This window comes from Oceaniglobus roseus (assembly GCF_002869745.1).
GTDB lineage: Bacteria > Pseudomonadota > Alphaproteobacteria > Rhodobacterales > Rhodobacteraceae > Oceaniglobus > Oceaniglobus roseus.
Genome location: NZ_PNOS01000001.1, coordinates 210,460 through 235,946, shown reverse-complemented (window position 1 = coordinate 235,946; position 25,487 = coordinate 210,460). Strand labels below are relative to the sequence as shown.

22 protein-coding genes are annotated in these 25,487 nt (G+C 69.6%); 19 read left to right on the top strand and 3 right to left on the bottom strand.

Features of this window, described 5'->3' with window-relative positions; all coding sequences use genetic code 11:
• Window positions 1-140: 140 nt before the first annotated feature.
• The 6 genes from A7B20_RS01140 to A7B20_RS01115 all read left to right on the top strand — a co-directional run bounded on the left by A7B20_RS01140 (window position 141) and on the right by A7B20_RS01115 (window position 6,809).
• Window positions 141-1,088 carry an ABC transporter permease gene (locus tag A7B20_RS01140; RefSeq protein ID WP_102106701.1) on the top strand — a complete coding sequence of 316 codons (948 nt, stop codon included), beginning with the start codon at window positions 141-143 and terminating at the stop codon, window positions 1,086-1,088.
• The gene (locus tag A7B20_RS01135; RefSeq protein ID WP_102106700.1) at window positions 1,085-1,903 is read left to right on the top strand and encodes an ABC transporter permease; all 819 of its coding nucleotides are present in this window, start codon (window positions 1,085-1,087) and stop codon (window positions 1,901-1,903) included. The genes A7B20_RS01140 and A7B20_RS01135 overlap by 4 nt, the downstream gene beginning before the upstream one ends.
• Window positions 1,900-3,510, top strand: a complete 1,611-nt coding sequence (locus tag A7B20_RS01130; protein ID WP_102106699.1) for an ABC transporter ATP-binding protein — start codon at window positions 1,900-1,902, stop codon at window positions 3,508-3,510. Before A7B20_RS01135 ends, A7B20_RS01130 begins: the two co-directional genes overlap by 4 nt.
• The gene (locus A7B20_RS01125; RefSeq protein WP_172960942.1) at window positions 3,500-4,954 is read left to right on the top strand and encodes an aldehyde dehydrogenase family protein; all 1,455 of its coding nucleotides are present in this window, start codon (window positions 3,500-3,502) and stop codon (window positions 4,952-4,954) included. The genes A7B20_RS01130 and A7B20_RS01125 overlap by 11 nt, the downstream gene beginning before the upstream one ends.
• A gap of 13 nt (window positions 4,955-4,967) precedes the next feature.
• A complete protein-coding gene (locus A7B20_RS01120; RefSeq protein WP_102106698.1) occupies window positions 4,968-5,708 on the top strand; it encodes an SDR family oxidoreductase in 741 nt (246 codons plus the stop codon).
• 90 nt (window positions 5,709-5,798) lie between these two features.
• The gene (locus tag A7B20_RS01115) at window positions 5,799-6,809 is read left to right on the top strand and encodes a P1 family peptidase (RefSeq protein WP_102106697.1); all 1,011 of its coding nucleotides are present in this window, start codon (window positions 5,799-5,801) and stop codon (window positions 6,807-6,809) included.
• A 328-nt stretch (window positions 6,810-7,137) separates the two neighbouring features.
• Here A7B20_RS01115 and A7B20_RS01110 read toward each other — a convergent pair whose 3' ends face one another.
• The 3 genes from A7B20_RS01110 to A7B20_RS01100 all read right to left on the bottom strand — a co-directional run bounded on the left by A7B20_RS01110 (window position 7,138) and on the right by A7B20_RS01100 (window position 10,185).
• The gene (locus A7B20_RS01110) at window positions 7,138-8,679 is read right to left on the bottom strand and encodes a tripartite tricarboxylate transporter permease (RefSeq protein ID WP_102106696.1); all 1,542 of its coding nucleotides are present in this window, start codon (window positions 8,677-8,679) and stop codon (window positions 7,138-7,140) included.
• A gap of 10 nt (window positions 8,680-8,689) precedes the next feature.
• Window positions 8,690-9,121: a tripartite tricarboxylate transporter TctB family protein gene (locus A7B20_RS01105; protein WP_102106695.1), complete on the bottom strand. Its 432-nt coding sequence runs from the start codon at window positions 9,119-9,121 to the stop codon at window positions 8,690-8,692.
• Between the two features lie 71 nt (window positions 9,122-9,192).
• Window positions 9,193-10,185 carry a Bug family tripartite tricarboxylate transporter substrate binding protein gene (locus A7B20_RS01100; protein WP_102106694.1) on the bottom strand — a complete coding sequence of 331 codons (993 nt, stop codon included), beginning with the start codon at window positions 10,183-10,185 and terminating at the stop codon, window positions 9,193-9,195.
• Window positions 10,186-10,458: 273 nt separating this feature from the next.
• Between A7B20_RS01100 and A7B20_RS01095 the strand changes: the two genes are divergently transcribed.
• The 13 genes from A7B20_RS01095 (at window position 10,459) to A7B20_RS01035 (ending at window position 25,485) form a co-directional block, all read left to right on the top strand.
• Window positions 10,459-11,130, top strand: a complete 672-nt coding sequence (locus tag A7B20_RS01095; RefSeq protein ID WP_102106693.1) for a response regulator — start codon at window positions 10,459-10,461, stop codon at window positions 11,128-11,130.
• Window positions 11,123-12,460 (top strand): sensor histidine kinase, encoded by a 1,338-nt coding sequence (locus A7B20_RS01090; protein ID WP_245866446.1) that lies wholly within the window; start codon window positions 11,123-11,125, stop codon window positions 12,458-12,460. Before A7B20_RS01095 ends, A7B20_RS01090 begins: the two co-directional genes overlap by 8 nt.
• On the top strand, window positions 12,460-13,506 hold the full coding sequence (locus A7B20_RS01085) for an ABC transporter substrate-binding protein (RefSeq protein WP_102106692.1): 1,047 nt from the start codon (window positions 12,460-12,462) through the stop codon (window positions 13,504-13,506). The genes A7B20_RS01090 and A7B20_RS01085 overlap by 1 nt, the downstream gene beginning before the upstream one ends.
• Window positions 13,507-13,737: 231 nt before the next feature.
• Window positions 13,738-14,739: a DctP family TRAP transporter solute-binding subunit gene (locus tag A7B20_RS01080; protein WP_102106691.1), complete on the top strand. Its 1,002-nt coding sequence runs from the start codon at window positions 13,738-13,740 to the stop codon at window positions 14,737-14,739.
• A 105-nt stretch (window positions 14,740-14,844) separates the two neighbouring features.
• On the top strand, window positions 14,845-15,552 hold the full coding sequence (locus A7B20_RS01075) for a TRAP transporter small permease (RefSeq protein ID WP_102106690.1): 708 nt from the start codon (window positions 14,845-14,847) through the stop codon (window positions 15,550-15,552).
• 3 nt (window positions 15,553-15,555) lie between these two features.
• Window positions 15,556-16,950, top strand: a complete 1,395-nt coding sequence (locus A7B20_RS01070) for a TRAP transporter large permease (RefSeq protein ID WP_102106689.1) — start codon at window positions 15,556-15,558, stop codon at window positions 16,948-16,950.
• A 101-nt stretch (window positions 16,951-17,051) separates the two neighbouring features.
• The gene (locus tag A7B20_RS01065) at window positions 17,052-18,650 is read left to right on the top strand and encodes a GMC family oxidoreductase (protein ID WP_102106688.1); all 1,599 of its coding nucleotides are present in this window, start codon (window positions 17,052-17,054) and stop codon (window positions 18,648-18,650) included.
• Window positions 18,651-18,712: 62 nt separating this feature from the next.
• Window positions 18,713-19,567: an OmpA/MotB family protein gene (locus A7B20_RS01060; protein ID WP_102106687.1), complete on the top strand. Its 855-nt coding sequence runs from the start codon at window positions 18,713-18,715 to the stop codon at window positions 19,565-19,567.
• Window positions 19,568-19,693: 126 nt separating this feature from the next.
• On the top strand, window positions 19,694-20,998 hold the full coding sequence (locus tag A7B20_RS01055; RefSeq protein WP_102106686.1) for a flagellar hook protein FlgE: 1,305 nt from the start codon (window positions 19,694-19,696) through the stop codon (window positions 20,996-20,998).
• A gap of 43 nt (window positions 20,999-21,041) precedes the next feature.
• Window positions 21,042-22,472, top strand: coding sequence for a flagellar hook-associated protein FlgK (gene flgK / locus A7B20_RS01050; protein WP_102106685.1), 1,431 nt, complete (start codon window positions 21,042-21,044; stop codon window positions 22,470-22,472).
• Window positions 22,473-22,475: 3 nt separating this feature from the next.
• Window positions 22,476-23,480, top strand: coding sequence for a flagellin (locus A7B20_RS01045; protein WP_102106684.1), 1,005 nt, complete (start codon window positions 22,476-22,478; stop codon window positions 23,478-23,480).
• Window positions 23,477-24,577, top strand: a complete 1,101-nt coding sequence (locus A7B20_RS01040) for a flagellar basal body P-ring protein FlgI (RefSeq protein ID WP_102106683.1) — start codon at window positions 23,477-23,479, stop codon at window positions 24,575-24,577. The genes A7B20_RS01045 and A7B20_RS01040 overlap by 4 nt, the downstream gene beginning before the upstream one ends.
• Before the next feature lie 509 nt (window positions 24,578-25,086).
• Window positions 25,087-25,485: a MarR family winged helix-turn-helix transcriptional regulator gene (locus tag A7B20_RS01035; protein ID WP_245866445.1), complete on the top strand. Its 399-nt coding sequence runs from the start codon at window positions 25,087-25,089 to the stop codon at window positions 25,483-25,485.
• Window positions 25,486-25,487: the final 2 nt, after the last annotated feature.

Genomic DNA, 25,487 nt, shown 5'->3' with positions numbered 1-25,487 from the left:
AAAGACTAAGACCGCCGAATCCAGCGGAAGTTTGGAGCAACTGAGTCCGGAATGAGGCAGGGCGGGTCCGGGATGACGCCCGGAACCGGCGCAGAAAAGCGCTCTGGACCACCCCCTGCCGCCCCCCTAACGTCGGCTCCATGTTGCGCTATGCCCTCCGACGCGGCCTGTCGCTCATCGTCAGCCTGGCGGTGGCCTCCGCCGTCATCTTCCTGGTGATCGAGGTCGCGCCGGGGGATCCCGCCTCGTACATGCTGGGCGTCAACGCGCGGCCCGACACCGTGGCCGCGCTGCGCGCGGAACTCGGGCTCGACGTACCGAAGGTGGAGCGGTACCTCGCCTGGGTCGGCGGGATGCTGAGCGGTGACTTCGGCACCTCCTATGCCTACCGCAGCCCCGTGGCGCAGATGATCGCGGACCGGCTGTGGGTCTCGCTGCCGCTGGCGCTCTATGCCCTGGCGCTGTCCACGCTCGTCGCCTTTCCCGTCGGCCTCTACGCCGCGTCGCGGCGGGGCCGCGCGGGCGACACGGCGGTGATGGCGGCGACGCAGGTGGGCATCGCGATCCCGAACTTCTGGTTCGCCATGCTGGCGGTGCTGGTCTTCGCGATCACCCTGCGCTGGCTGCCCGCGGGGGGGTTCCCGGGCTGGGACAAGGGGATCGGCGGCGGGATCAAGGCGCTGACCCTGCCCGCCGTGGCGCTGGCGCTGCCGCAGGCGGCCATCCTCGCGCGGATCATGCGCAGCGCGCTGATCGACATGCTGGGCGAGGATTTCATCCGCACCGCCCGGGCCAAGGGCCTGACCCGGCGGCAGGTGCTGTGGCGCCATGCGCTGAGGAATGCGCTGATCCCGGTGCTGACAATCCTCGGGCTCCAGTTCTCGTTCCTGCTGGCGGGCGCGATCATCATCGAGCAGGTGTTCTACCTGCCCGGCCTCGGACGGCTGGTGTTCCAGTCCATCGCGCAGCGCGACCTGATCGTGGTCGAATCCGTGGTGATGCTGCTGGTCTGTGCGGTGATCGTGGTGAACTTCGCGGTCGACCTCGCCTATGCCGCCGTCGATCCGCGGCTGAGGGCGCGGGCGTGAGGGGGCGCAGTTTCCTCCTCGGCGCGGGCTTGAGCGCGCTGTTCGTGCTGGCGGCGCTGGTGTCGCTGGTCTGGACGCCCTACGATATCGAGGTGCTGGACATACCGGCCAAGCTGCAGCCGCCCTCGGCGGCGCACTGGTTCGGGACGGATCACTTCGGGCGCGACATCCTGTCGATGATCCTCGTCGGCGCGCGCACCTCGCTTGCCGTGGCGCTGCTGGCGGTGGGGATCGGCATGGCGCTCGGCATCCCGCTCGGGCTTGCGGCGGCGGCGCGGCGGGGCGGGTGGCTCGACGAGGTCATCATGCGCGGCAACGACCTGATCTTCGCCTTCCCCTCGCTGGTCATCGCGATCCTGATCACCGCCGTCTTCGGCGCCGGGGCGGCGAACGCGATCATCGCCATCGGGATCTTCAACATTCCGGTGTTTGCCCGGCTGTCGCGCGGCGCGGCCCTGGGTCTCTGGCAGCGGGATTTCATCCTCATGGCGCGGGTCTGCGGCAAGTCTTCCGCCCGGATCTCGGCCGAGCACATCCTGCCCAACATCGCCTCGCTGATGATCGTGCAGGGGACGATCCAGTTCTCGCTCGGCATCCTGGCCGAGGCGGGACTGTCCTATGTCGGCCTCGGCGCGCAGCCGCCGACGCCCAGCTGGGGGCGGATGCTGGCCGACGCGCAGACGATGGTGAGCCTCGCACCGCACCTCGCGATCTTTCCCGGCATGGCGATCGTCCTCAGCGTGCTGGGGCTGAACCTGCTCGGCGACGGGCTGCGCGACTGGCTGGACCCGCGGCTGAGGGTGGTCCGGGCATGACGGCCGCTCCGGTTCTGGACGTGGAGGGGCTGTCGGTCGGCATCGCCGGGCGGCCGATCCTGCGCGACCTGTCGCTGTGGGTCCGACCCGGAGAGATCGTGGCGCTGACCGGGGAAAGCGGCTCGGGCAAGTCGATGGCGGCGCTGGCGGTGATGGGGCTGCTGCCCGAGGGCGCCGAGGCCACGGGGCGGATCCTGCTGGACGGCACCGATGTCGTCTCCGCCCGCGAGCCGACGCTCTGCGCGCTTCGGGGCAGGACCGTGGGCATGGTGTTCCAGGAGCCGATGACGGCGCTGAACCCGGTGCAGTGCATCGGCGACCAGGTGGCCGAGACGATCCTCCAGCACGAGGCCACGCCGCGCGCCGAGGCGATGGCGCGGGCGCGGGCGGTGCTGGAACGGGTCGGCCTGTCCGCCGACCGCTTCCCGCTGTCGCGCTATCCGCACGAGCTGTCCGGCGGCCAGCGGCAGCGGGTGGTCATCGCCATGGCCATCGCGTTGCGCCCGAAGCTGCTGATCGCGGACGAGCCGACGACGGCGCTGGACGTGACGACGCAGGCGCGGATCCTCGACCTTTTGAAGGGGCTGGTCGCGGATTACGGCATGGGCCTCCTGATGATCACCCACGACCTGGCCGTGGTGGCGCAGATGGCCGACCGTATCGCGGTGATGCAGGCGGGCCAGATCGTGGAGGCGAAGCCGACGGCCGAGCTCTTCGCCGCGATGGCCCATCCCTATACCCGCGCCTTGTTCTCGGCCTCGGTCCACCGGCCCGACATGCCGGAGGCCGCCCCCTCGGGCGATCCGATCCTGAGCGTCGAGGGGGCGGTGCGCGACTATCCCCTTCCGCGCACCCGCCTGTTCGGGCCGCGTCGCCATCACCGCGCGGTGGACGGCGTGTCGCTGCGCGTCGATGCAGGTGAGCGGGTGGGACTGGTGGGCGAATCCGGTTGCGGCAAGTCCACGCTGGCCCGTGCGATCCTGGGGCTGGAGCCGCTGCAGGGCGGGCGGATCGCCGTCTTCGGACACGACATCGCTACCCTGCCCCCCACCCTGAGGAGCGGGATGCAGGTGGTGTTCCAGGATCCCTACGGCAGCTTCAATCCGCGCCACCGCGTCGGGCGGCTGGTGTCCGAACCGTTCCACCTGCTGCCCGCCCCGCCGCGGGACGAGGCGCGTCGCGCCCGGATCGCCGAGGCGCTGGAGGCGGTGGGCCTGCAGCCGGACGATGCCGCGCGGTTCATCCACCAGTTCTCGGGCGGGCAGCGACAGCGGATCGCCATCGCCCGCGCGCTGATCCTGAAGCCCGAGCTGATCGTCTTCGACGAGGCGGTGTCGGCGCTGGACGTCTCGGTGCGCGCGCGTGTGCTGGACCTGCTGGCCGACATCTGCCGCCGCTTCTCGCTCGCCTACCTGTTCATCAGCCACGACCTGACCGTCGTGCGCGCGGTGACGACGCGGGTGCTGGTGATGCAGGCGGGCAAGATCGTCGAGGAAGGCCCGACCGAACGTGTGCTGAGCCGCCCCGAACATCCCTATACGCAGGCGCTGATCGCCGCCGCGCCGCGCCTGCCCGACCTCTCACGGAGTGCCGTAAATGCCGAATGACCTGCCCGACCTGCCCTTCGATCCCGCGCACTGCCTGATCGGCGGCCGGTGGCGCGCCGCGGCTGGGGGCACGCTGGAGCTGGGCAATCCCTCCGACGGCAGCCGCCTCTGCGCCATCGCGCGGGGGCAGGCGGCCGAGATCGACGCCGCCGTGGCCGCTGCGCAGGCCGCGCGGCAGGGCGAGTGGGGCCGGATGACCGCGGCCGAGCGGGGCCGCATCCTGAGCCGCATCGGTCGGCTGGTGCTGGAGCGGGTCGAGGAGCTGGCGCGGCTCGAGGCGCTGGACGTTGGCAAGCCGCTGACCCAGGCGCGGGCCGATGCCGTGGCGCTGGCGCGGTACATGGAGTTCTACGGCGGCGCGGCGGACAAGGTGACGGGCGAGACGATCCCCTATCTCGACGGCTACACCGTCTACACCCTGCGCGAGGCCCACGGGGTCACGGGGCATATCGTGCCCTGGAACTATCCCATGCAGATCATCGGCCGCTCGGTCGGTGCCGCGCTCGCCATGGGCAACGCCTGCGTGCTGAAACCGGCGGAAGAGGCCTGCCTGACCGCGCTGATGTTCGGCTGGATCGCCGGGGAGGCGGGGCTTCCGCCCGGCGCGCTGAACATCGTGCCGGGCACGGGGGCCGCGGCCGGGGCGGCGCTGTCGGCGCATCCCGGCGTGCAGCACCTGTCCTTCACCGGCTCGGTGGCGACGGGGCGGCTGGTACAGGCGGCGGCGGCGCAGAACGTGGTGCCGGTGACGCTGGAACTGGGCGGCAAGTCGCCGCAGGTGGTCTTCGCCGACGCCGACCTCGACCGCGCCCTGCCGTTCCTCGTGAACGCGGGGATCCAGAACGCCGGCCAGACCTGCTCGGCCTCCTCCCGCATCCTCGTGCAGCGCGAGGTCTACGGCGAGGTGCGCGCGCGGATGGCCGAGCGCTATCGCGCGCTGCGGGTCGGTCCGGCGCTGGCGGATCTCCAGGTCGGGCCGCTGATCTCGGCACGCCAGAAAGCGATCGTGGAAGGCTTCCTCGCGCGCGGTTCGGATCTTGTGCGCGCCGCCGAGGGCGTGCTGGAGGATGCGCCGCCGGGCGGCCACTACGTCGCACCGGTGCTCTTCGCCGACGTGCCGCCGGACCACCCGCTGGCGCAGGACGAGATCTTCGGACCCGTGCAGGTGCTGATCCCCTTCGCGGACGAGGCCGAGGCGGCGAGGATCGCGAACGGCACCGCCTATGGCCTCGTCGCCTCGGTCTGGACGGCGGACGGCGGACGGCAGATGCGGCTGGCGAAGGCGCTGAGGGCGGGGCAGGTCTTCGTCAACAACTACGGCGCGGGCGGCGGGGTCGAGCTGCCCTTCGGCGGCGTCGGTCAGTCCGGGCATGGACGCGAGAAGGGGTTCGAGGCGCTCTACGGATTTTCACAGCTGAAGACCGTGGCCGCCTGGCACGGATGAGGGAGGAAAGAGCATGAGACTGGACGGAAAGGGCGCCATCGTCACCGGCGCCGGATCGGGCTTCGGCGCCGGGATCGCGCGGCGCTTCGCGGCCGAGGGCGCCCGGGTGGTCTGCGCCGACATCAACGGCGATGCGGCGCGCGCGGTGGCCGAGGAGATCGGTGGCGTCGCCGTGACGGTGGACGTGGGCGACGGCGCCAGCGTCGACGCGATGGCAAAGGCGGCGGTGCAGGCCATCGGCGACGTCGACATCCTGGTGAACAACGCCGGGATCACCCACCTGCCCGCGCCGATGGAGGAGGTCAGCGAGGACGACTTCGACCGGGTGCTGCGGGTCAACGTGAAATCGGTCTACCTGACGGCGCGGGCGCTGGTGCCGCAGATGAAGGCGCGCGGGACCGGGGCGATCCTGAACATCGCCTCGACCGCGGGGCTGAGCCCGCGGCCGCGGCTCAACTGGTACAACGCCTCGAAGGGCTGGATGATCACGGCGACCAAGGCGATGGCGGTGGAGCTGGCGCCCTCCGGCGTGCGGGTGAACGCGCTGGCGCCCGTGGCGGGGGAGACGCCGCTGCTGAAGTCCTTCATGGGCGAGGACACGCCGGAAATGCGGGCGAAGTTCCTTGCCACCATTCCGCTGGGGCGGTTCTCGACCCCGGAAGATCTCGGGAACGCCGCCCTCTATCTCTGTTCGGGCGAGGCTTCGATGGTGACCGGGGTGGTGATGGAGGTCGATGGTGGGCGCTGCATCTGAGGGCGGGACCGGGGGCTTCACACCCGTCGCCATCGCGCTTGCGCCCATGGCACGCAATGTGGGCCCCCGCGGGAATTCTGGAAAGCGAAGATGGGGCGTGTGGTGAAGGTCGGAGCGCGGAACCTGTTGACGGACGTGCCGGGTCTGAAGGTCGGACAGGCCTCGGACCCGGTGCTGAAATCGGGATGTACCGTGGTGGTCGGCGATGCGCCCTTCGTGGCGTCCTGCCACGTCATGGGCGGCGCGCCGGGGACGCGCGAGACCGATCTTCTGGCGCCGGACAAGTCGGTGCAGGCGGTGGACGCCATTGTCCTGTCGGGGGGGTCCGCCTTCGGGCTGGACGCCTGCTCGGGTGTCGCGGCGGCGCTGCGGGAGGCCGGGCGGGGGTTTGCCGTGGGCTCCGCGCGGGTGCCGGTGGTGCCCGGGGCGATCCTGTTCGACCTGCTGAACGGCGGGGACAAGGGGTGGGGGGTGAACCCCTATGGCGCGCTCGGGCGGGCGGCGTTCGCGGCGGCTTCGCAGGACTTCGCCCTCGGCTCGGTCGGCGCGGGAACGGGCGCGCTGGCGGCCCGGCAGAAGGGCGGGCTGGGGTCGGCGTCCTTCGTGCTGGAGCAGGGGGTGACGGTCGGGGCGCTGGTGGCGGCGAACCCGGTGGGCAGCGTCACGACGCCGGGGGACCGGCATTTCTGGGCGGCACCCTTCGAGGTCGGGGACGAGTTCGGCGGGCTGGGGCCGGATCCGCGGGGCGGGCTGGCGGAGATCGGGGAGAGCCGCAAGATGCTGGCGGCACGGGGTGGCGGCAACACCACCCTGTGCATCGTGGCCACGGACGCGCGGCTGACCAAGGCGCAGTGCCACCGGCTTTCGGTGGCGGCCCATGACGGGATCGCCCGGGCGGTGGTGCCTGCGCATACGCCACATGACGGGGATATCGTGTTCGCGCTGTCCACCGGTGGTGTCGAGGTTGACGATTCCACCGTTCTGCGGATCGGCGCCGCGGCGGCGCATTGCGTGGCGCGGTCGATCGCGCGGGCGGTTTTTCTGGCGCGCCCTGCGGAGGGCGATCTGCTGCCGACCTGGCGGCAGGAGAACGGCGTCTGAACGCCCCAGCATCCGCCCCCGACAACCGGGTCGACGTGGGGTCAGGTCCGGCGCGTCGGCGAGATGAGGCAATCACGCACGCCGTTGCCGGGGCGGATATGTAACGGCTCCCAACGCGAAGCGCGGGGTTCGATGCGCCAGGAGGCTGTGGCTCTGCCGGTGTGACCGATGACGATAGGCGCGGGTGGTGAAGTCGCCCCTCCGGAGGGGCTTCCCGGGTTGAAGCTCGGCTCGCGAGTCATCGGGCCATGGCGACGGAGCACTGTGGGTCTGGAATGGGCAGACCGGGCCGATGCCCGGTCTGCGGTCCGGTCGGGGCAGGATCCGATCAATCCGTCAGCGACCCTTCCTCGTGGGCCTGCTTCATACGCCGCTTCAGAATGCCGCCGACGAAGATCGGCAGGATGAAGCCGACGATGGCGATGGTCCAGAGCGCGATGGCGAGTGGCGAGCCGACGAGGATGCCGTAGTTGCCGTCGTCGATGGTGACGGCGCGGCGCAGGTTCACCTCCATCTCGTTGCCGAGCAGCGTGCCGAGGATCACCGGCACCAGCGGCACGTCGAGCTTCCTCAGCGCCCAGCCGCCGACGCCGAAGGCGATCATCACCAGCAGGTCGAAGCTGGAGCCGGAGATGCCGTAGATCCCGACGAAGGAGATCATCGCCACCACCGGCATCAGGATCCGCGGCGGCACCATCAGGACGCGGGTGAAGAGGCCGACCATGGGAATGTTCATGGCGAGCAGCATCAGGTTGCCGATGAACAGCGCCGCGATCAGGCCCCAGACCACGTCGGGGTTCTGCGAGAACAGGAGCGGCCCCGGCGTGATGTTGAGCGACAGCAGCACGGCGAGCAGCACCGCGGTGGTGCCGGAGCCCGGCACGCCGAGGGCCAGCATCGGCACCAGCGCGCCCCCGGCGGCGGCGTTGTTGCCGGCCTCTGGCGCGGCGACGCCGCGCGGGTCGCCCTTGCCGAAGGTCTTGCCCGAGGAGTCGACCACCTTCTTCTCGATCGAGTAGGAGATGAACGAGCCGAGGGACGCGCCCGCCCCCGGCAGGACGCCCGCGATGAAGCCGAGGACCGTCGAGCGCAGCATCGTGGGGGTGCAGTAGCGGATCAGGCCCCAGGAGGGGACGATCCTGCCGATCTCGATCTTCGGCTTGGCGGCTTCCTCTTCCGCCGAGCCGCGGTGTTCGAGGAAGATGAAGACCTCGGACAGCGCGAACAGGCCGACGATGGCGACGAGGAAGTCGATGCCGTCGTAGAGGTGCACCTCGCCGAAGGTGAAGCGCGGCACGCCGGTCTGGGTGTCGACGCCGATCATCGCGAGGCCGAGGCCGAGGGCGGCGGCGAAGGCGGATTTCGCCTGGTTGGTGGCCGAGATGCCGCCGAGGGTGGCGAAGGCGAGGGTAAACAGAGCGAAGTATTCGGCCGGGCCGAACAGCAGGGCGACCTTGACGAGCTGCGGGGCGAGGAGGACGAGGCCCCAGGTGGCGAAGAAGGCGCCGACGAAGCTGGCGATGCCCGACAGCGCGAGCGCCTCGCCCGCACGGCCCTGTTTCGCCATCGGGTAGCCGTCGAGGCAGGTCATCAGCGCCGGTTCGTCGCCGGGGATGTTGAGGAGGATCGACGAGATCCGGCCGCCGTACATCGCGCCGTAGTAGACCGAGGTCAGCAGGATCAGCGCGGGCGTCGGCCCGAGGCCGAGGGTGAAGGCGACGGGGATCAGGATCGCGACGCCGTTGCTGGGCCCGAGGCCCGGCAGCGCGCCCATGATCGTGCCGAGGAAGCAGCCGACGAGGGCCAGCAGGATGTTCTGGAAGGTCAGCGCGACAACGAAGCCGTCGGCGAGGGAAGCGAGGGTGTCCATGGATGCGGCCTCAGAATCCGAGGGGACCGGAGGCGAGCGAGAGCCCCAGCACCAGTTTGAAGACGACGTAGATGCCGACCGAGGTGCAGACCCCGACGACGAGGCTTTGCAGCGGATTGGTGCCGAGGCGCCAGGTGAGATAGGCGGAGGCGACGGCGGTGGCGATCAGGAAGCCGACCTCGGGCAGAAGCTCGGCATAGGCGATCATCACGAGGACGGCGAGGCCGATCTCGGCCAGGCGGCCCATGGTCGGCCATTCCGGCTCGGGGTCGGGCTTGACCAGGAAATAGAGGGACGACAGCGCCATGACGGCGGCGATCACCAGCGGGAATGTCTTGGGGCCGACGGCATCGGAGAGGAAGCTCTCCTGGATGATGGTCGCCTGCCAGGCGAAGATGGCGGCAAGCAGAAGGCCGATGCCGCCGAAGATGCGGTCGCTCATGGATGTCCCCTCCCGGACGTGGATGGCCCGCCCCCGGGGGTTCGGGGACGGGCGGCGGGCAAGGTGCCCGGTTACTGGATGATGCCGATCTCTTTCGAGAGGGCGGTGATGTTGTTCACCGACTCCTGCACGAAGGCCTGGAACTCGGCGCCGTGGAGGTCGAGCGGGGCAAGACCGTTGGTCTCCATCACCTGCTTCCACTCGTCCGAGGCGTAGAGCTTGGCGATGGCGTCGACCCAGTAGTCGTAGGCCGCGTCGCTCATCCCGCCGGGGGCGTAGAAGCCGCGCCAGTTGGCGCCGATGGCGTCGATCCCCTGCTCCTTCGCGGTCGGGATGTCGGCGAACTCGCCGCCCAGACGCTCGGGCGCAAGCACCGCCAGCACCTTGATGTCGCCGGAGTCGACGAAGCCCTTGGCCTCGGACAGGTCGCCCGTGAAGGCCTGGAGCGAGCCGGCCAGAAGCTGGGTCACCGCCTCGCCGCCGCCCGCGAAGGCGATGTACTTGACCTGGCGGACGTCCTCGATCCCGGCTTCCTGGGCGGCGATCAGTACCTTCAGGTGATCCCAGCCGCCGACGGCCGAGCCGCCGCCGATGGCGACGGATTTCGGGTCGGCCTTCATCTTGTCCATCAGCTTGGGCAGGGTGTTGATCTCGCTGTCCTTGGCGACGGCGATCACGCCGTAGTCGGCGCCGACCGAGGCCAGCCAGCGGACCTGGTCCATGGTGTTGCCCGGAAAGGCGTTCTGGGCGAGCCGGGTCGCGGTGGCCGAGGAGGCGGCGACGATCAGGTCGTTGTCGTCGTTGCGCTTGTTCACGACTTCGGCGAAGGCCACGCCGCCGCCGCCGCCCGACAGGTTCACGACCTGCATGGTCGAGGGGATCAGCCCTTCGTCCTGGAGCGACTTGCCGACCTGGCGGCAGGTGAAGTCCCAGCCTCCGCCGGGGTTCGCCGGGGCGATGCACTCGGGGTTCGAGGGGGTGAAGTCCTGGGCCAGGGCCGACAGCGGCGCGCAGGCGATCAGGGCGGCAGCGGTCAGGCCGCGCCGGAGGGCGGTGAGTGTCATGGTGGTCTCCTCCACAGATATCACGGGCCGGGTCCGTTGTGTCCCGGCCCTTGGGAAAGCCTATAGGGCGCGGACCTGTCATGGACCTGTCATGCCGCGGAAGGGCGCAGGCTGCGCCGATCTTCGCCGGGGCGGGTGGGTGAATCACCCACCCTACGATCGGCGCGGCGCGTAGGATGGGTGATTCACCCATCCCCCGTGACGGAAGGGCGGCATGCACGCTCTGTTGCAGGGGACGGTCCCGGCGCACTAGGCTCCGGCAGGGAGGACGTCATGCGCGTGCTGGTGGTGGAGGATGCGGCCGACGTGGCCGAGGCGGTGGCGGCCGCGCTGGGGCGGGCGGGCTATGCCTGCGACATCGCGGGCGACCTCGCCGCGGCGCGGGACCATGTCGGCGTGCAGGGCTATGACGTGGTGGTGCTGGACATCAACCTGCCCGACGGCGACGGGCGGGATTTCCTGCGGTCGCTGCGGCGGGGCGGAAACCGGGTGCCGGTGCTGATGCTGACGGCGCGGATCGAGGTCTCGGCGCGAGTGGACGCGCTGGACGACGGGGCGGACGATTACCTCGTGAAACCCTTCGACCTGCGCGAGTTGGAGGCGCGGGTGCGCGCCCTGACCCGGCGCGAGGCCGGGCGGGTGGAGGCGCGGCTGAGGCTCGGCGCCATCGACTACGACCCCTCGGCGCAGGTGGTGCGGGTGGGCGGCAAGCCGCTGCCGCTGACCCGGCGGGAGATGGCGCTGCTGTCGCTGCTGATGGGGCACCCGGGACACATCCTGAGCAAGGAGCGGCTGTTCGACGGGCTGTTCTCCTTCGCCGACAGCGAAGTGGGGGTGAACGCGGTCGAGCTCTACATCGCGCGGCTGAGGAAGAAGCTGGCGGGCAGCGGCGCGGTGATCGAGACGCACCGCGGGCTCGGCTACAGGATCGCCGAGGGTGGCTGAGGCGTTGCGGCGGCCGGCGATCTCGCTGAAGGCGCGGGTGGCGCTCGCCATGGCGGCGGTGCTGGTGGCGGGGGGCATCGTGGTGCTGGCCGCCGCGCTCGGCTACGGGCGGCAGGCGGCGCGGGAGATCTACGACCGGCTGCTGCTCGGCGCCGCGCAGAGCATCGCCGAGTCGATCTCGGTGCGCGACGGGACGCTGGTGGTCGACATGCCGGTGACGGCGTTCGAGCTGCTGGCCTTCGCCCCGGACGACCGCATCCGCTATCGCGTGACCGGCCCCGACGGGCAGACGGTGACGGGAAGCGCCGCGGCGCCGCTGCCGCGGGAGGCGGGGGAGACTGTGTTCTACGACGGGGCCTTCGGCGCGGAGGCGGCCCGCTATGTCGCGCTGACACGGCGCTTTGCCGAGCGCAGCTTCTCCGGCCCGGTGACGGTGGTGGTCGGCCAGACCCTGCTGGCGCGCCGGGCGCTGGCGCGGGACATCGCCGGGAATGCCGTCGCCGTGCTGGGGGCGGCGGGGGCGCTGATCGCCCTTCTCGCCTGGCTCGCCCTGCGCTCGGCCCTGCTGCCGCTGCCGCGGATCGGCGCGGCGCTCCGGGGGCGCGATCCGACGGACCTGACGCCGCTCGACCTGTCGGTGCCGCGGGAGGTGGCCGAGATGCTGTCGCCGCTGAACGACTTCATGGCCCGGCTGGACCGGCAGCTCGTGTCGAACCGGTCGCTGATCGGGGACGCGGCGCACCAGCTGAGGACGCCGGTGGCGGCGATCCGGGCGCAGGCGCAGCTGGCCGCCGGAGAGGCGGACCCCGAAACGCGGGCGCGGATCGTGGCGCGGATCCATGAACGCACGCTGTCGCTGAGCCGCCTTCTGGACCAGATGCTGAGCCAGGCTCTGATCGCCCACCGCTCGGACACCGAGCCGCGGGCGCTGGTCGATCTGCGGGACATCGCGCTGGACGTGCTGGAGGATGCCGAGGCGGCGGGCGGCGTCGTGGAACTGGACCTGCCGGACGACCCGGTGATGGTGCGCGCCGACGCCGTGGCGCTGGCGGAGGCGGGGAAGAACCTGCTGCACAACGCGCTGCGTCACGGCAGGGGGCCGGTGCGGCTGGGGGTGCGCGGTCCGGTCCTCTACGTCCGCGACAACGGCGCGGGGCCGGGAGAGGCGGTGCTGGCACGGGTGGGCGAGCGGTTCGTCGGCTCGGCCGGGGGCAGCGGCCTGGGCCTGTCCATCGCCGCGGCGGTGGCGGAAGGGCACGGCGGGCGGCTGCGGCTGGAGCGGCGCGCGGGCGGGTTCGAGGCGGCGCTGTGCCTGGAGGGGGCCGCGTAATGCGGTGGCTGGCGCTGTGGCTCTGCCTCGTCCAAGGCGCCTTCGCGCAGGAGCGGGTGATGGCCTTCGGACCGGAGGCGGCGGCCGAGCGGCTGGTGGTGCGCTCGACCACCGATCTGGAGGCGATGGGACCGGTCATCGCGGCCTTCCTCGAGACCCGGCCGACCGTCGGGCTGGACTACGAGCAATGGGGGTCGAACGACCTCTATCGGCTGGCGCGGACGGAGTGCGCCGATGGCGCGGCGGGCGCGGACCTGGTACTGAGCTCGGCGGTGCACCAGATGGTCGACCTGGTGAACGAGGGCTGCGCGCAGCCCTGGCGCTCGGCCCTGACGGCGGCCCTGCCGGGGGCGCTGCGCTGGCGGGACGAGCTGTGGGGCGTGACGCAGGAGCCCGCGGTCATGGTCTACAACCGCGACCTCGTGCCCGAGGGCGAGGTGCCGCGTTCGCGCTTCGACCTTCTCGACCTGCTGCGCCCGGCCGAAAGCCGCTTCCGCGGACGGATCGCCACCTACGACATCGAGGAGTCGGGCCTCGGCTACCTGCTGGCCTTCGCGGATTCGCTGGAGGCGACGACCTTCGGCGGGCTGATGGAAAGCTTCGGCGGCGCGGGCGCGGTGGCGACCTGCTGCTCGGCCGAGATCATCGACGCGGTGATCGCGGGGCGCTTTCTTGTCGCCTACAACGTGCTCGGCTCCTATGCCCTGGCGCGGGCGGCGGAGGATGCGCGCCTCGGCGTCGTGGCGCCGGGGGACTACACGCTGGTTCTCAGCCGGGCGGCGATGATCCCCGCCGGGGCGCGATCGTCCGGGCTGGCGGGCGCCTTCGTCGACTTCCTGCTGTCGCCGCCGGGGCGCGAGGCGCTGGAGCGGGCGCTGCTGATCGTGCCGCTCGACGGGGCGGACGGCACGCTTCTGGACATGCCCGGCAGCGCCGCCTCGATCCGCCGGCCGATCGCGCTTGGCCCGGCCCTGCTGCTGGCGCTGGACGCGCAGAAACGGGCGCTGTTCCGCGCCCGCTGGCGCGATTCTTTTCCGCTGCGCTGAGACGCTCGGGTATTGCGAATCACGTCGCGGGGGTCGCCGGCCGCCCGGGCGGACCGCGGTGCATGCGGCGCCGGGCGCTGCCAAAGCCTTGAGAAGGGGCCATAAAGCCGTGATCTGGATAAATTTTCTGCGACCCCCACGATTACCTTTGTCACGGGGCGCGTTTCCTTGGCATTGTGCCCGGCAGCGGCGGGGAAAACCCGCCCTTTCAGATCCTATGGGAGGACCACCATGAAAAGTTTCCTGAAGGCCGCTCTGGCGGCTGCCGTCGTCGCCGTGCCCGGCGCGGCCCTCGCGGCCTGCGACCCCGGCGAGACGGTCGTCAAGTTCAGCCACGTCACCAACACCGACAAGCATCCCAAGGGGATCGCCGCCAACCTGCTGATGGAGCGGGTGAACGAGGAGATGGACGGCAAGATGTGCATGGAGGTCTATCCGAACTCCACGCTCTACACCGACGAGCAGGTGATCGAGGCGATGCTGCGCGGCGACGTGCAGCTTGCGGCGCCCTCGCTGTCGCTGTTCGAGTCGATCACCAAGGCCTATCGCCTGTTCGACCTGCCCTTCATGTTCAAGAACATCGAGGCGGTCGATGCCTTCCAGGCGTCCGAGACCGGACAGGCGATGCTGGACAAGATGCAGCGCCGCGGCCTCCAGGGCCTGGCCTACTGGCACAACGGGATGAAGCAATTCTCGGCGAACAAGCCGCTGCTGGTGCCCGGGGACGCGAAGGGGCTGAAGTTCCGCGTCCAGCCGTCGGACGTGCTGGTTGCGCAGATGGAGGCCCTGGGTGCCTCGCCGCAGCCGATGGCCTTCGCCGAGGTCTACGGCGCGCTGCAGACCGGCGTCGTCGACGGGCAGGAGAACACCTGGTCGAACATCTACGGCCAGAAGTTCTTCGAGGTGCAGGACGGCATCACCGAGACCAACCACGGCATCATCGACTACATGGTCGTGACCTCGGTCGACTTCCTCGACAGCCTCGAGCCGGACGTGAAGGAGCAGTTCCTGACCATCCTCGACGAGGTCACGAAGGAGCGCAACGCCGAGGTCGGCAAGGTCGACGCCCAAGCGCGGCAGCTGATCCTCGACGCCGGGTCCACCATCCGCGAGCTGACGCCCGAGCAGCGCGCCCAGTGGGTCGATGCGATGAAGCCGGTGTGGGACCAGTTCGCCGACGAGGTGGGCCAGGAGAACATCGACGCGGCGCAGAAGATCAACGAGACGATGTAACCTGCGCGCCGCGCCCCCGGAGGGACGTCCGGGGGCGCGGCGCCTTCAGCCGCCTGCGGCAGGGCCGGGCGGCCGTTTCAAGTTTTCCGGGGGATCGGGACGAAGATGGATCACAGCAGATACCCGCGTGAACCGGGGGTGATCGACACCCTCGAAGAGACGCTGATGGCGGTCCTCATGGGGCTGATGACCGTCCTCACCTTCGTCAACGTGGTGCTGCGCTACGGGTTCAACTCTTCGATCATCTGGAGCCTCGAGGTCACGCTGGTGATGTTCGCCTGGCTGGTGCTGCTCGGAGTCTCCTACGGCTTCAAGATCCGGATGCACCTCGGCGTCGACGCGGTGACGAACCTGCTCGCGCCCGGTCCGCGCCGCGCGGTGGCGCTGGTCGCGGGTCTGCTCTGCCTGCTCTACGCCGTGCTGTTCCTCAAGGGGGCCTGGGATTACTGGGCGCCCTTCGCCGACCTGCCGAAGACCACCGGGCGCTGGTTCCCCACCGGCTTCGACTGGGACGCGCGCCGCTTCGGCTTCACCGAGACGGGCGACATCCCGATCCCCTTCGACGGGCTGAAGGACTGGCTCGAGAAGACCTTCAACTCCTACACCGAGGGCGGCGAGACGGTGGTCGACAGCTATTCCAAGATGCCGGTGCTGGTGCCCTACGTCGTGCTGCCGCTCTCGGCCCTGCTGATGCTGTTCCGGGTGCTGCAGGCCTGCATCCGCATCTGGAAGGGCCACGAGGACAGCATGATCGTCAGCCACGAGGCCGAAGACGCGGTGGACGATGCCGCCACCCGGATGAGGGACGCCTGAGCCATGGAAGTCGTCCTCCTCTTCGTGATGATCGTCGGGTTCCTGCTGATCGGCGTGCCGATCGCGGTCTCCCTCGGCCTCAGCTCCATCGCCTTCCTGCTGATGTTCTCCAACACCTCGCTCGCCTCGGTGGCGCAGTCGCTCTACCAGGCGATGGCGGGGCACTACACGCTGCTCGCCATCCCGTTCTTCATCCTCGCCTCGTCCTTCATGTCGACGGGGGGCGTCGCGAAGCGGATCATCCGCTTCGCCATCGCCTGCGTCGGCCACCTGCCCGGCGGCCTCGCCATCGCGGGGGTGCTGGCCTGCATGATGTTCGCGGCGCTCTCGGGCTCGTCCCCCGCCACCGTGGTCGCCATCGGCTCGATCGTCATCGTGGCGATGCGGCAGGTGGGCTATACCAAGGAATTCGCGGCGGGCGTGATCTGCAACGCCGGCACCCTCGGCATCCTGATCCCGCCCTCGATCGTCATGGTCGTATACGCCTCGGCCACGGATGTCTCGGTGGGGCGGATGTTCCTTGCCGGCGTGATCCCGGGGATCCTCGCGGGCGTGATGCTGATGGTCACGATCTACATCATGGCCATCGTCAAGAAGATGCCCAAGGGCGAATGGCTGGGCTGGGGCGAGGTGTTCGACTCATTCCGCGACGCGCTCTGGGGGCTTCTGCTGATCGTCATCATCATGGTCGGCATCTACGGCATTCCCGGCGTCACCGGCGCGATCTTCACGCCGACCGAAGCCGCCGCAGTGGCGTCGGTCTATGCCTTCTTCGTGGCGACCTTCATCTACCGCGACATGGGCCCGCTCTATGTCGGCGAGGGCAAGCGGCCGCTGCCGCTCTACCGCGCGCCCTATGCCGTCGTCACGGGCTTCTTCCACCGCGACACGATGAGGACGCTGCTGGAAGCGGGGAAGCTCACGGTGATGCTGATGTTCGTCATCGCCAACGCGCTGATCCTGAAGCACGTCCTGACCGACGAGCAGATCCCCCAGGCCATCGCCAACGCGATGTTGTCCTCGGGCCTCGGTCCCATCGGCTTCCTGATCGTGGTCAACGTGATCCTGCTGATCGGCGGCCAGTTCATGGAGCCTTCGGGCCTCCTCGTCATCGTCGCGCCGCTGGTCTTCCCGATCGCGATCCAGCTCGGGATCGACCCGATCCACCTCGGGATCATCATGGTGGTGAACATGGAGATCGGGATGATCACCCCGCCGGTGGGCCTGAACCTGTTCGTCACCTCCGGCGTCGCGGGGATGCCGATGATGGCCGTGGTGCGCGCCGCCCTGCCCTTCCTCGCCGTGCTCTTCGTGTTCCTGATCCTCGTGACCTACGTCCCCTGGCTCTCGACCTGGCTGCCGACCGAGATGATGGGGCCGGAGATCGTCATCAAGTGACCGCGCAGGGGGCAGCCTCACCCCTCCCTGTTTCTTCTTTGCCCTAATTACTCCGGGGTCCGGGGCAGCGCCCCGGGGTCTCTCCGCCCAGGAACAGGCCTTTGGACTACGACCACATCATCGTCGGCGCGGGCAGCGCCGGCTGCGTCCTCGCCAACCGCCTCAGCGCCGGGGGCCGCAAGGTGCTGCTGCTCGAGGCGGGGCAGCGCGACACCTATCCGTGGATCCACATCCCGGTCGGCTATCTCTACTGCATCGGCAATCCGAAGACCGACTGGATGATGAAGACCGCGGCCGAGCCGGGGCTCGGCGGGCGGTCGCTGCTCTATCCGCGCGGCAAGGAGCTCGGCGGCTGTTCTTCGATCAACGGGATGCTCTACCTCCGGGGGCAGGCGGCGGATTACGACGGCTGGCGGCAGCGGGGACTGACCGGCTGGGGCTGGGACGACGTGCTGCCGCTGTTCAGGCGGAGCGAGGACTACGTCGACGGGCCGTCGGAGTTCCACGGCGCGGGCGGCGAGTGGCGGGTGGAGAACCAGCGGCTCCGCTGGGACATCCTCGACGCCTGGCAGGAGGCGGCCACGCATGTCGGTATCCCGAAGGTCACGGATTTCAACACCGGCGACAACGAGGGCGTGGGGTATTTCCGCGTCAACCAGCGGTCGGGCTTCCGCTGGAACACCGCGAAGGCCTTCCTGAAACCCGTCGCCTACCGCCGGAACCTCCGGGTGCTGACCGGCGCGAGGACCGAGCGGGTGATCGTCCAGCACGGCCGCGCCACCGGGGTGCTGTTCCGGCGGGGCGACCGGCTGGAGACGGCGACGGCGGGCGAGGTGATCCTGGCGGCGGGCGCCATCGGCACGCCGCAGATCCTCCAGCTGTCGGGGATCGGGCCCGGGGCGCTGTTGCAGGAGATGGGGATCCCGGTGCTGCGGGACGTGCCCGGGATCGGCGCCAACCTTCAGGATCACCTGCAACTGCGCTGCGCCTACCGGGTCCGCGGTGCGAAGACGCTGAACACCATGTCGGCCAGCCTTTACGGCAAGGCGATGATCGCGCTGGAATATGCGCTGAAGCGCACCGGCCCGATGTCGATGGCGCCCTCGCAGCTCGGCGCCTTCGCGCGGTCGGGCGAGGACGTGGCGACGGCGGACCTCGAGTACCACGTCCAGCCCCTGAGCCTCGAGGCCTTCGGCGGCGGGCTGCACGATTTCGACGCCCTGACCGCCAGCGTCTGCCACCTGCGCCCCGACAGCCGCGGCACGGTGAGGATCGCGTCACCCGATCCCGCCGCAGCCCCGGTGATCGCGCCGAACTACCTGTCCGCCGCCCGCGACCGGGCGGTCGCCGCGCGGGCGATCCGGCTGACCCGGCGGATCATGGCTGCTGCGCCGCTGGCCCGGTACGCCCCCGAAGAGTTCCGCCCCGCCAACCCTTCCGACGACGAGGCGGCGCTGGTGAAGGCGGCGGGCGAGATCGGCACGACCATCTTCCACCCCGTCGGTACCGTCGCCATGGGTGCGGGACAGGACTCCCCGCTCGACGCGCGGCTGCGCCTCCGGGGCATCGCGGGGCTGAGGGTCGCCGATGCCTCGGTGATGCCGACGATCACCAGCGGCAACACCAACGCACCCGTGATCATGATCGCCGAAAAGGCAGCCGAAATGTGTCTGGAAGACGGCAAGAGCCCTGTTTTTTAAGGGTTAATCGGCCTTTCACCCCTCCACCCTATACCCGCCCACGGTGGGAAAAGGGGTGAGACATGGCGACAGCGGGTGCAAACGCGCCGATCATCATCAAGCGCAAGAAGGTGGTCGGCGGCGGCGGCCATCACGGCGGCGCGTGGAAGGTGGCCTATGCGGATTTCGTGACCGCGATGATGGCGTTCTTCCTGCTGATGTGGCTGCTGAACGCGACGACCGAGACGCAGAGGAAGGGCATCGCCGACTATTTCGCGCCGACGGTGTCGATGGCCCGCGTCTCGGGCGGGGGCGACGATTCCTTCGGCGGCGACTCGGTGTTCTCGGAGGAGAGCCTGGCCAAGAACGGCACCGGCGCCTCGGCCCGCCACCACGACGAGGAGGACAAGGCCCGCGGCATGTCCGGCGTCGACCGCGACCGCGCCGGCGAGGCCGAGGGCGACATGGGCAACCGCAAGCTTGAGGACCTGGCCAACAAGCTGAGCGCGCGCTCCGGCGAGAGCATGGTGAGCGAGGATCTGGCCCGCCACATCGTCACCCGCGTGACCGATGTCGGGCTGGTGGTCGAGCTGTTCGACCTGCCGGGACAGCAGCTGTTCGACGACAATTCGTCCCGGCCGCTGCCGCTCCTGCAGGATCTGGTCGGCGTCGTGGCAGGCGTCTTCGCGCTGGCCGACAACCGCATCGCGATCAACGGCCACGTCCGCTCGGAACCCGTCGTGCGGCGGGTGAACCCGGTCTGGGACCTGTCGACCGACCGCGCCACGGCGGTGCGCCGCCTGGTCGACCGCACCGCGCTGGATCCCGCCCGCCTGCACCGCGTCACCGGCCTGGCCGACCGCGAGCTGGTGGCGGGCAACCCGCTGTCGGTCCGCAACAACCGCATCGAGCTGGTCCTGCTGCGCGACGGCAAGTGACCCGGCGGAGGCCGCAGCGGCGGGATCCGGCCGCGGCAAGTAGGGGCAATCTTAGCCGTTAGCAGCCTGTTAAGTGCGGTCCTGTAGTGAGGGGATAATGTCGATCCGCATCAGAAAGGTGACTGAATGACCATCTCCTCCTCGCTGTACGCCAGCGTGTCCGGGCTGAACGCCAACGCCCAGCGGCTGGCCAGCATCTCGGACAACATCGCGAACTCGTCGACCATCGGCTACCGGCGGCTGGAGACCGATTTCAACTCGATGGTCGTGAGTTCGGGCGAAAGTCGCCAGCGCTATACCGCCGGCGGCGTCCGTGCCGAAACCCACCGTCTGATCAGCCAGCGCGGCCAGACCGTGGGCAGCAGCAACCCCACCGACATCAGCGTGCAGGGTCGGGGCTTCCTCCCGGTGACGGACCGTGTCGCGGTTGGCCGGGCCGGGGTGCTGCCGCTGTCGCTGATGACCACCGCCTCCTTCCGCCCCGATTCCGCGGGCATCCTGACTACCGCCTCGGGCCAGGCGCTGATGGGCTGGCCGCTCGATCCGGACGGGACGCTGCCCAATGTCACCCGCGACACCAGCGCCGCGCTGGAGCCGGTCAACATCGGCACCAACCAGTTCGTCGCCAACCCGACGACCCAGATCTCCCTGAGGGTGAACCTTCCCGCGGCCGACACGGCTGCCGGGTCCAGCGGCGATCCGGTGGACCTGTCGGTGGAGTATTTCGGCAACCTCGGGCAGCCGGAATCCCTCAGCATTACCTACACGCCCACGGTCCCCGCCACCGGATCCTCGAACACCTGGACGATGACGATCACCGATTCCGCCTCGGGCGGCGCCATCATCGGCGAATACACCCTGACCTTCAACGACACGGCGGCCGACGGCGGCACCCTGGCCAGCGTGACGGCCGTTTCCGGCGGGGCGTACGATCCCGCCACCGGCAGCGTGCCCCTGGCCGTCGGCGGCGGCACCATCGACATGACGATCGGCAGACTGGGCGACAGCGGCGGGACCACCCAGCTGGCCGCCAGCTTCGCCCCGACGAACCTGGACAAGAACGGATCCCCGGTCGGCAACCTGATCGGAGTCGAGATCGATCCCGACGGCGTAGTGCAGGCGATCTATGACACCGGGTTCAACCGTCCGATCTACCAGGTGCCGCTGGTGGACGTGCCCAACCCCGACGGGCTGACCGCGCGCGACGACCAGACCTACAAGCTCTCGGCGGACAGCGGTCCGATGTTCCTCTGGGACGCGGGTGACGGCCCCACCGGCACGACGCTCGGCTACTCGCTCGAGGCGTCGACGACCGATGTCGCGGTTGAGCTGACCAACCTGATCCAGACCCAGCGCGCCTATTCCTCCAACGCCAAGGTCGTCCAGACCGTCGACGAGATGCTGCAGGAAACGACCAACCTCAAGCGATAGCGCCCGCATCGCAAGAAGCGCCACCATCTGAAGGATAACCGTCATGAGCATGTCCAATGCCCTTTACAACGCCCTCAGCGGACTGGGCGCGGTCAGCCGCTCGGCTCAGGCGGTGTCGTCCAATGTCGCCAACGCCCTCACCGAAGGTTACGGACGGCGGGAGGTCGTGCTTGGCAGCGACCGTCTGGGCGGTGTCCGGGTCTTGGGCGTCACGCGGATCGTGAACGCCGCGGTCCTGGCCGACCGTCGCATCGCCGACGCCGACGCCGGGGCGGCGCGAACGCCCGCGGGCTTCCTGTCGCGCCTTCAGAACCTGATCGGCGCCGCGGACAGCCCCTCGTCGCTTCCCGGCCGCCTGGCCACGTTTGAAGGCCGCCTGATCGAGGCGGCGAGTCGCCCGGATTCCGTCGCGCGCCTGCAGTCGGCCGCGGAAGGCGCGGCGGACCTCGCCAGCGCCCTGAACGCGGCCGGCCAGGGCGTGCAGGACCAGCGACTGGCGGCGGACCGAAGCATCGCGACACAGGTGGGACAGCTGAACGACGCCCTGGCCGAAATCGCCAGGCTCAACACCAGCATCACCCGTGTCCAGTCCAACTCGACCGAGGCGAACGCGCTGATGGATCAACGCCAGGTGCTGATCGACAGCATTTCCGCCATGGTTCCCTTGCGCGAACTGCCGCGCGCGAGGGGCGCCGTGGCCCTGGTGACGACGGGCGGGCAGATCCTGCTGGACGGACGCGCCGCAGAGATCGGATTTACCGCGTCCAACGCCATCACGGCCGGGATGACCCTCGGCGGCGGACACCTGTCCGGTCTCACCGTGAGCGGACGCCCCGTGGACATGTCGGCAAGTGGGCGGATGGGCGGCGGCAGCCTCGCCGCCGCCTTCGGGATCCGGGACGACCTCGGCCCGGAGGCACAGTCGCAGCTCGACGCCCTGGCGGCAGACCTGATCGAACGGTTCCAGGATCCGGCCGTGGACCCGACGCTTGGTTCTGGCGATCCCGGCCTCCTCACCGACGCGGGGGCGGTCCTTGTCCCGCCGGCCGCTCCCGGGTTGGCCCAGCGGCTTTCCCTGAACGCGGCCGTCGATCCGGCCAACGGTGAAGTCTGGCGCCTGCGCGACGGGCTCTACGCGTCGGCCGAGGGTCCACCGGGCAACGCGGCAACGCTGCAGGCGCTCTCCGACGCGCTCGAGATCCCGCGTCCCTCGCCCTTCGGCGGCAGTGACCGGAGCGCCGCCGGCCTGTTCTCGGAACTGCTCTCGATGGTCGGCAGCCGGGAGTTCCGGGCACAGCAGCAACAGACTTTCGCCGAAACCCGCGCGGCAACCCTGCGGGAGCGCGAGCTGGCAGGCGGCGTCGATAGCGACCAGGAGATGCAGAAACTCTTGCTGGTCGAACAATCCTATGCAGCGAATGCGAAGGTGATTCAGGCCGTGGACGACATGCTTCGGCGATTGATGGAGATCTGAGCCATGATGACATCCATTGGCGACCTCGCGATGAGTTTCTCCAACCGGCTGACCAACGCGCGCATCCGGTCGGACCTGAACACCCTGGCGCAGGAGTTGAGCAGCGGCCGGAAGTCCGACCTGCGCTCGGCCCTGGCCGGAGACGTGGCCCCGGTCAGCGTTCTCGAACGCAGTTTAAGCAACCTTGCCGCCTATGGCACGGCAAACGACGAGGCATCGCTGTTCGCCGAGACCGCACAGACGGCCCTGGAACAGGTCGGCGGACACCTCGATGCACTCGCCGGCGCAGCGCTTGCGATGGACAACACCACGGACGAGCTGCAGATTGCGAATTTCGCCGCGAACGCCGCCAGCCGGTTCGAGGCCGTGGTAGGTGCGCTGAACACCTCGGTCGCCGGGCGCAGCCTCTTCGGCGGCGCCGAAACGGCCAGCCCGCCTCTCGCCCCGGCCCGGGAGATGCTCGACGCCCTCGCCGCGGCGCTGCCGCCCGTTGCGACGGTGCAGGAGATTTCCGACACCGTGGACGCCTGGTTCGCCCCGGGTGGCGCTTTCGACACGACGGGATATCGCGGTGCGACCGTTCCACTGGCCCCGTTCCGGATGAGGCCCGGCGAAGCCGTGAGCTTCGGGATGGATGCCCGTGCGACGGAGATCCGGGCAGCATTGGCGGCGACGGCAAAGGCCGCCCTGCTCGACCGCGGGGTGCTTGACGGGCGACCGGTGGAAGCCTCCGCTCTTATCGGCGCAATTGCCGAGGATCTCCTTGGCGCAAGCAACCGCATCACCGCGCTCCGCGGCGATGTCGGCGTGCTGGAAGAACGGATCGACGCCGCCAGGACACGCAACGCCAGCGAAGGCGCCTCGGCCCGGATAGCTTTGTCCACACTCGTGGCCGCAGACCCCTACGATACCGCCACGAATCTTCAGGCGGTGCAGACGCAGCTTGAAACCTTTTTTTCGGTCACCGCGCGGTTGTCGCAGCTGACGCTTTCCGGATACCTGCGATGATCCGGCTGGTCTCGCTCTTCCTGATTGCCCTCTGGACATTGCCCACCGCGGCCGCCGAGGTCAGGATCAAGGATCTGGTCGAATTCGACGGGGTTCGCGGCAACGACCTGGTTGGCTACGGGCTGGTGGTTGGACTGAACGGCACTGGTGACGGTATGCGCAACGCCCCGTTCACCGAAGAGATGATGGCGAACATCCTGGAGCGGCTCGGCGTCAACGTAACGGGCGAGCAGTTTCGGCCGAAGAATGTCGCCGCGGTGCTGGTCACCGCCACCCTGCCCCCCTTCGCCCGAACCGGCAGCCAGATTGACGTCACCGTTTCTGCCATAGGCGACGCGTCGAGCCTCATGGGAGGCACGCTGGTAATGACCCCTCTGACCGCCGCCGATGGCGTGATCTATGCTGTTTCGCAGGGTACTGTCCTGGCGGGGGGGGTTATCGCCAAGGGCGACGCCGCCTCGGTGACCCAGGGCGTGCCGACCGCCGGAATCATCCCGTCCGGCGCCCGTGTCGAGCGGGAGATCGATTTCGATTTCACGCAGTTGAGTTCGATCAGGCTGGCCCTGCGAACCCCGGACTTCACGACTGCAGGTCGGATCGAGCAGGCGATCAACCGCGATCTCAGTGGCCGCGTGGCCACGATGCTGGACGCCGGCACGGTTCTCGTCGATATCGCCTCGACCCGGCTGCGCTCTCCGGCCCATGCCATGGGCAGGATCGAGAACATCACGGTCGAACCGCAGCGCAAGGCACGGGTGGTCGTGGACCAGAGTTCGGGCACGATCGTCATGGGCGAGGACGTGCGCATCAGCCGCGTCGCCGTCAGCCAGGGCAACCTGACCCTCAGGATCGAGGAGTCGCCGCTGGTCGTGCAGCCAAATCCGTTTGCCCCGGGCGAGACGATCGTGGTGCCGCGGACCAATGCGGGGATCCAGAAGGATCCCGGCATCGCGCTCGCAGAAGTGCCGGCGGGCACGTCCCTGTCCGAAGTCGTCCAGGGGCTCAACGCGCTTGGCGTCGCGCCGCGCGACATGATCGACATCCTGAAGAGCATCAAGGCCGCCGGTGCCCTGCACGCCGAGTTCATCGTCCGCTAGCGCAGGGCCCGCCGCGCAGCGGATTACGGAAGCGTTCGCCGTTCCGGCTGGACATCTTTCGCGTGACGGACGTCCGCCCCAGCACGACGAATTGCTCGCACGCGGAATGTGGCGAGCGTGCGGCAAGGCGACGGCAGGAGACAGGGATGCGACCGCTTTCGCGAAGGGCCGTCCCGCGCGTGACGACGGCGCGGCGACGTCACCGCGTTCACGGGGGCCACAGTCGTCTTCGCGTCTCCGTGGTCCGAAAGGACGCCTCCGTCGGATGCGGAATTGCAAAGATGGTTATTCTCGATAATCCTTGACCGGACAGGATCGAGGCGGAGCGCGCCGATGCGTATCAAAGGCACTTCGAACAGAACCCCAAGGCTGTCTGGCGCGCTGCGGCGCTCAGGGGCAAGAGATCCTCACCGCCCGGCCGACTGTCAGCCAGTGCACGCCAGCGATTTCTGATGGCAGACGAGGGCGTGGCGCCGGATGCGCGTTTGCGGGGACTGGTCGGATACCAGATGCAGCGGACGCTTCACCTGGTCCAGGCCGATGCGGCGGCAACTCTGGCCCCGCTCGGCCTGAGGAGGCTGACCTTCGCCGCCCTTGCCGTCATCGTGGACTCCCCGGGTCTGCGGCAGACCGACCTGGCGCGGGCACTCGCCATCGAACCGCCGAACATGGTACCGGTCGTGGATGAACTCGTGCGGCGGGGCCTCGTTGCGCGGGAACGGGACACCTGCGACCGGCGCGCGAGCCAGCTCATCGCGACGGAGCCGGGGCAACGCCTGTGCGCCCGGGCTGCCCGCGCCTTGGAGGCCCACGACGCGCGGATGCTGGCGGGCCTGTCGGCCGAAGCGCGGATGGCGCTGTCCGCCGCGCTCCTGCGGATCGAGGAGAACGCCAGCCGTCGGGGATGAGG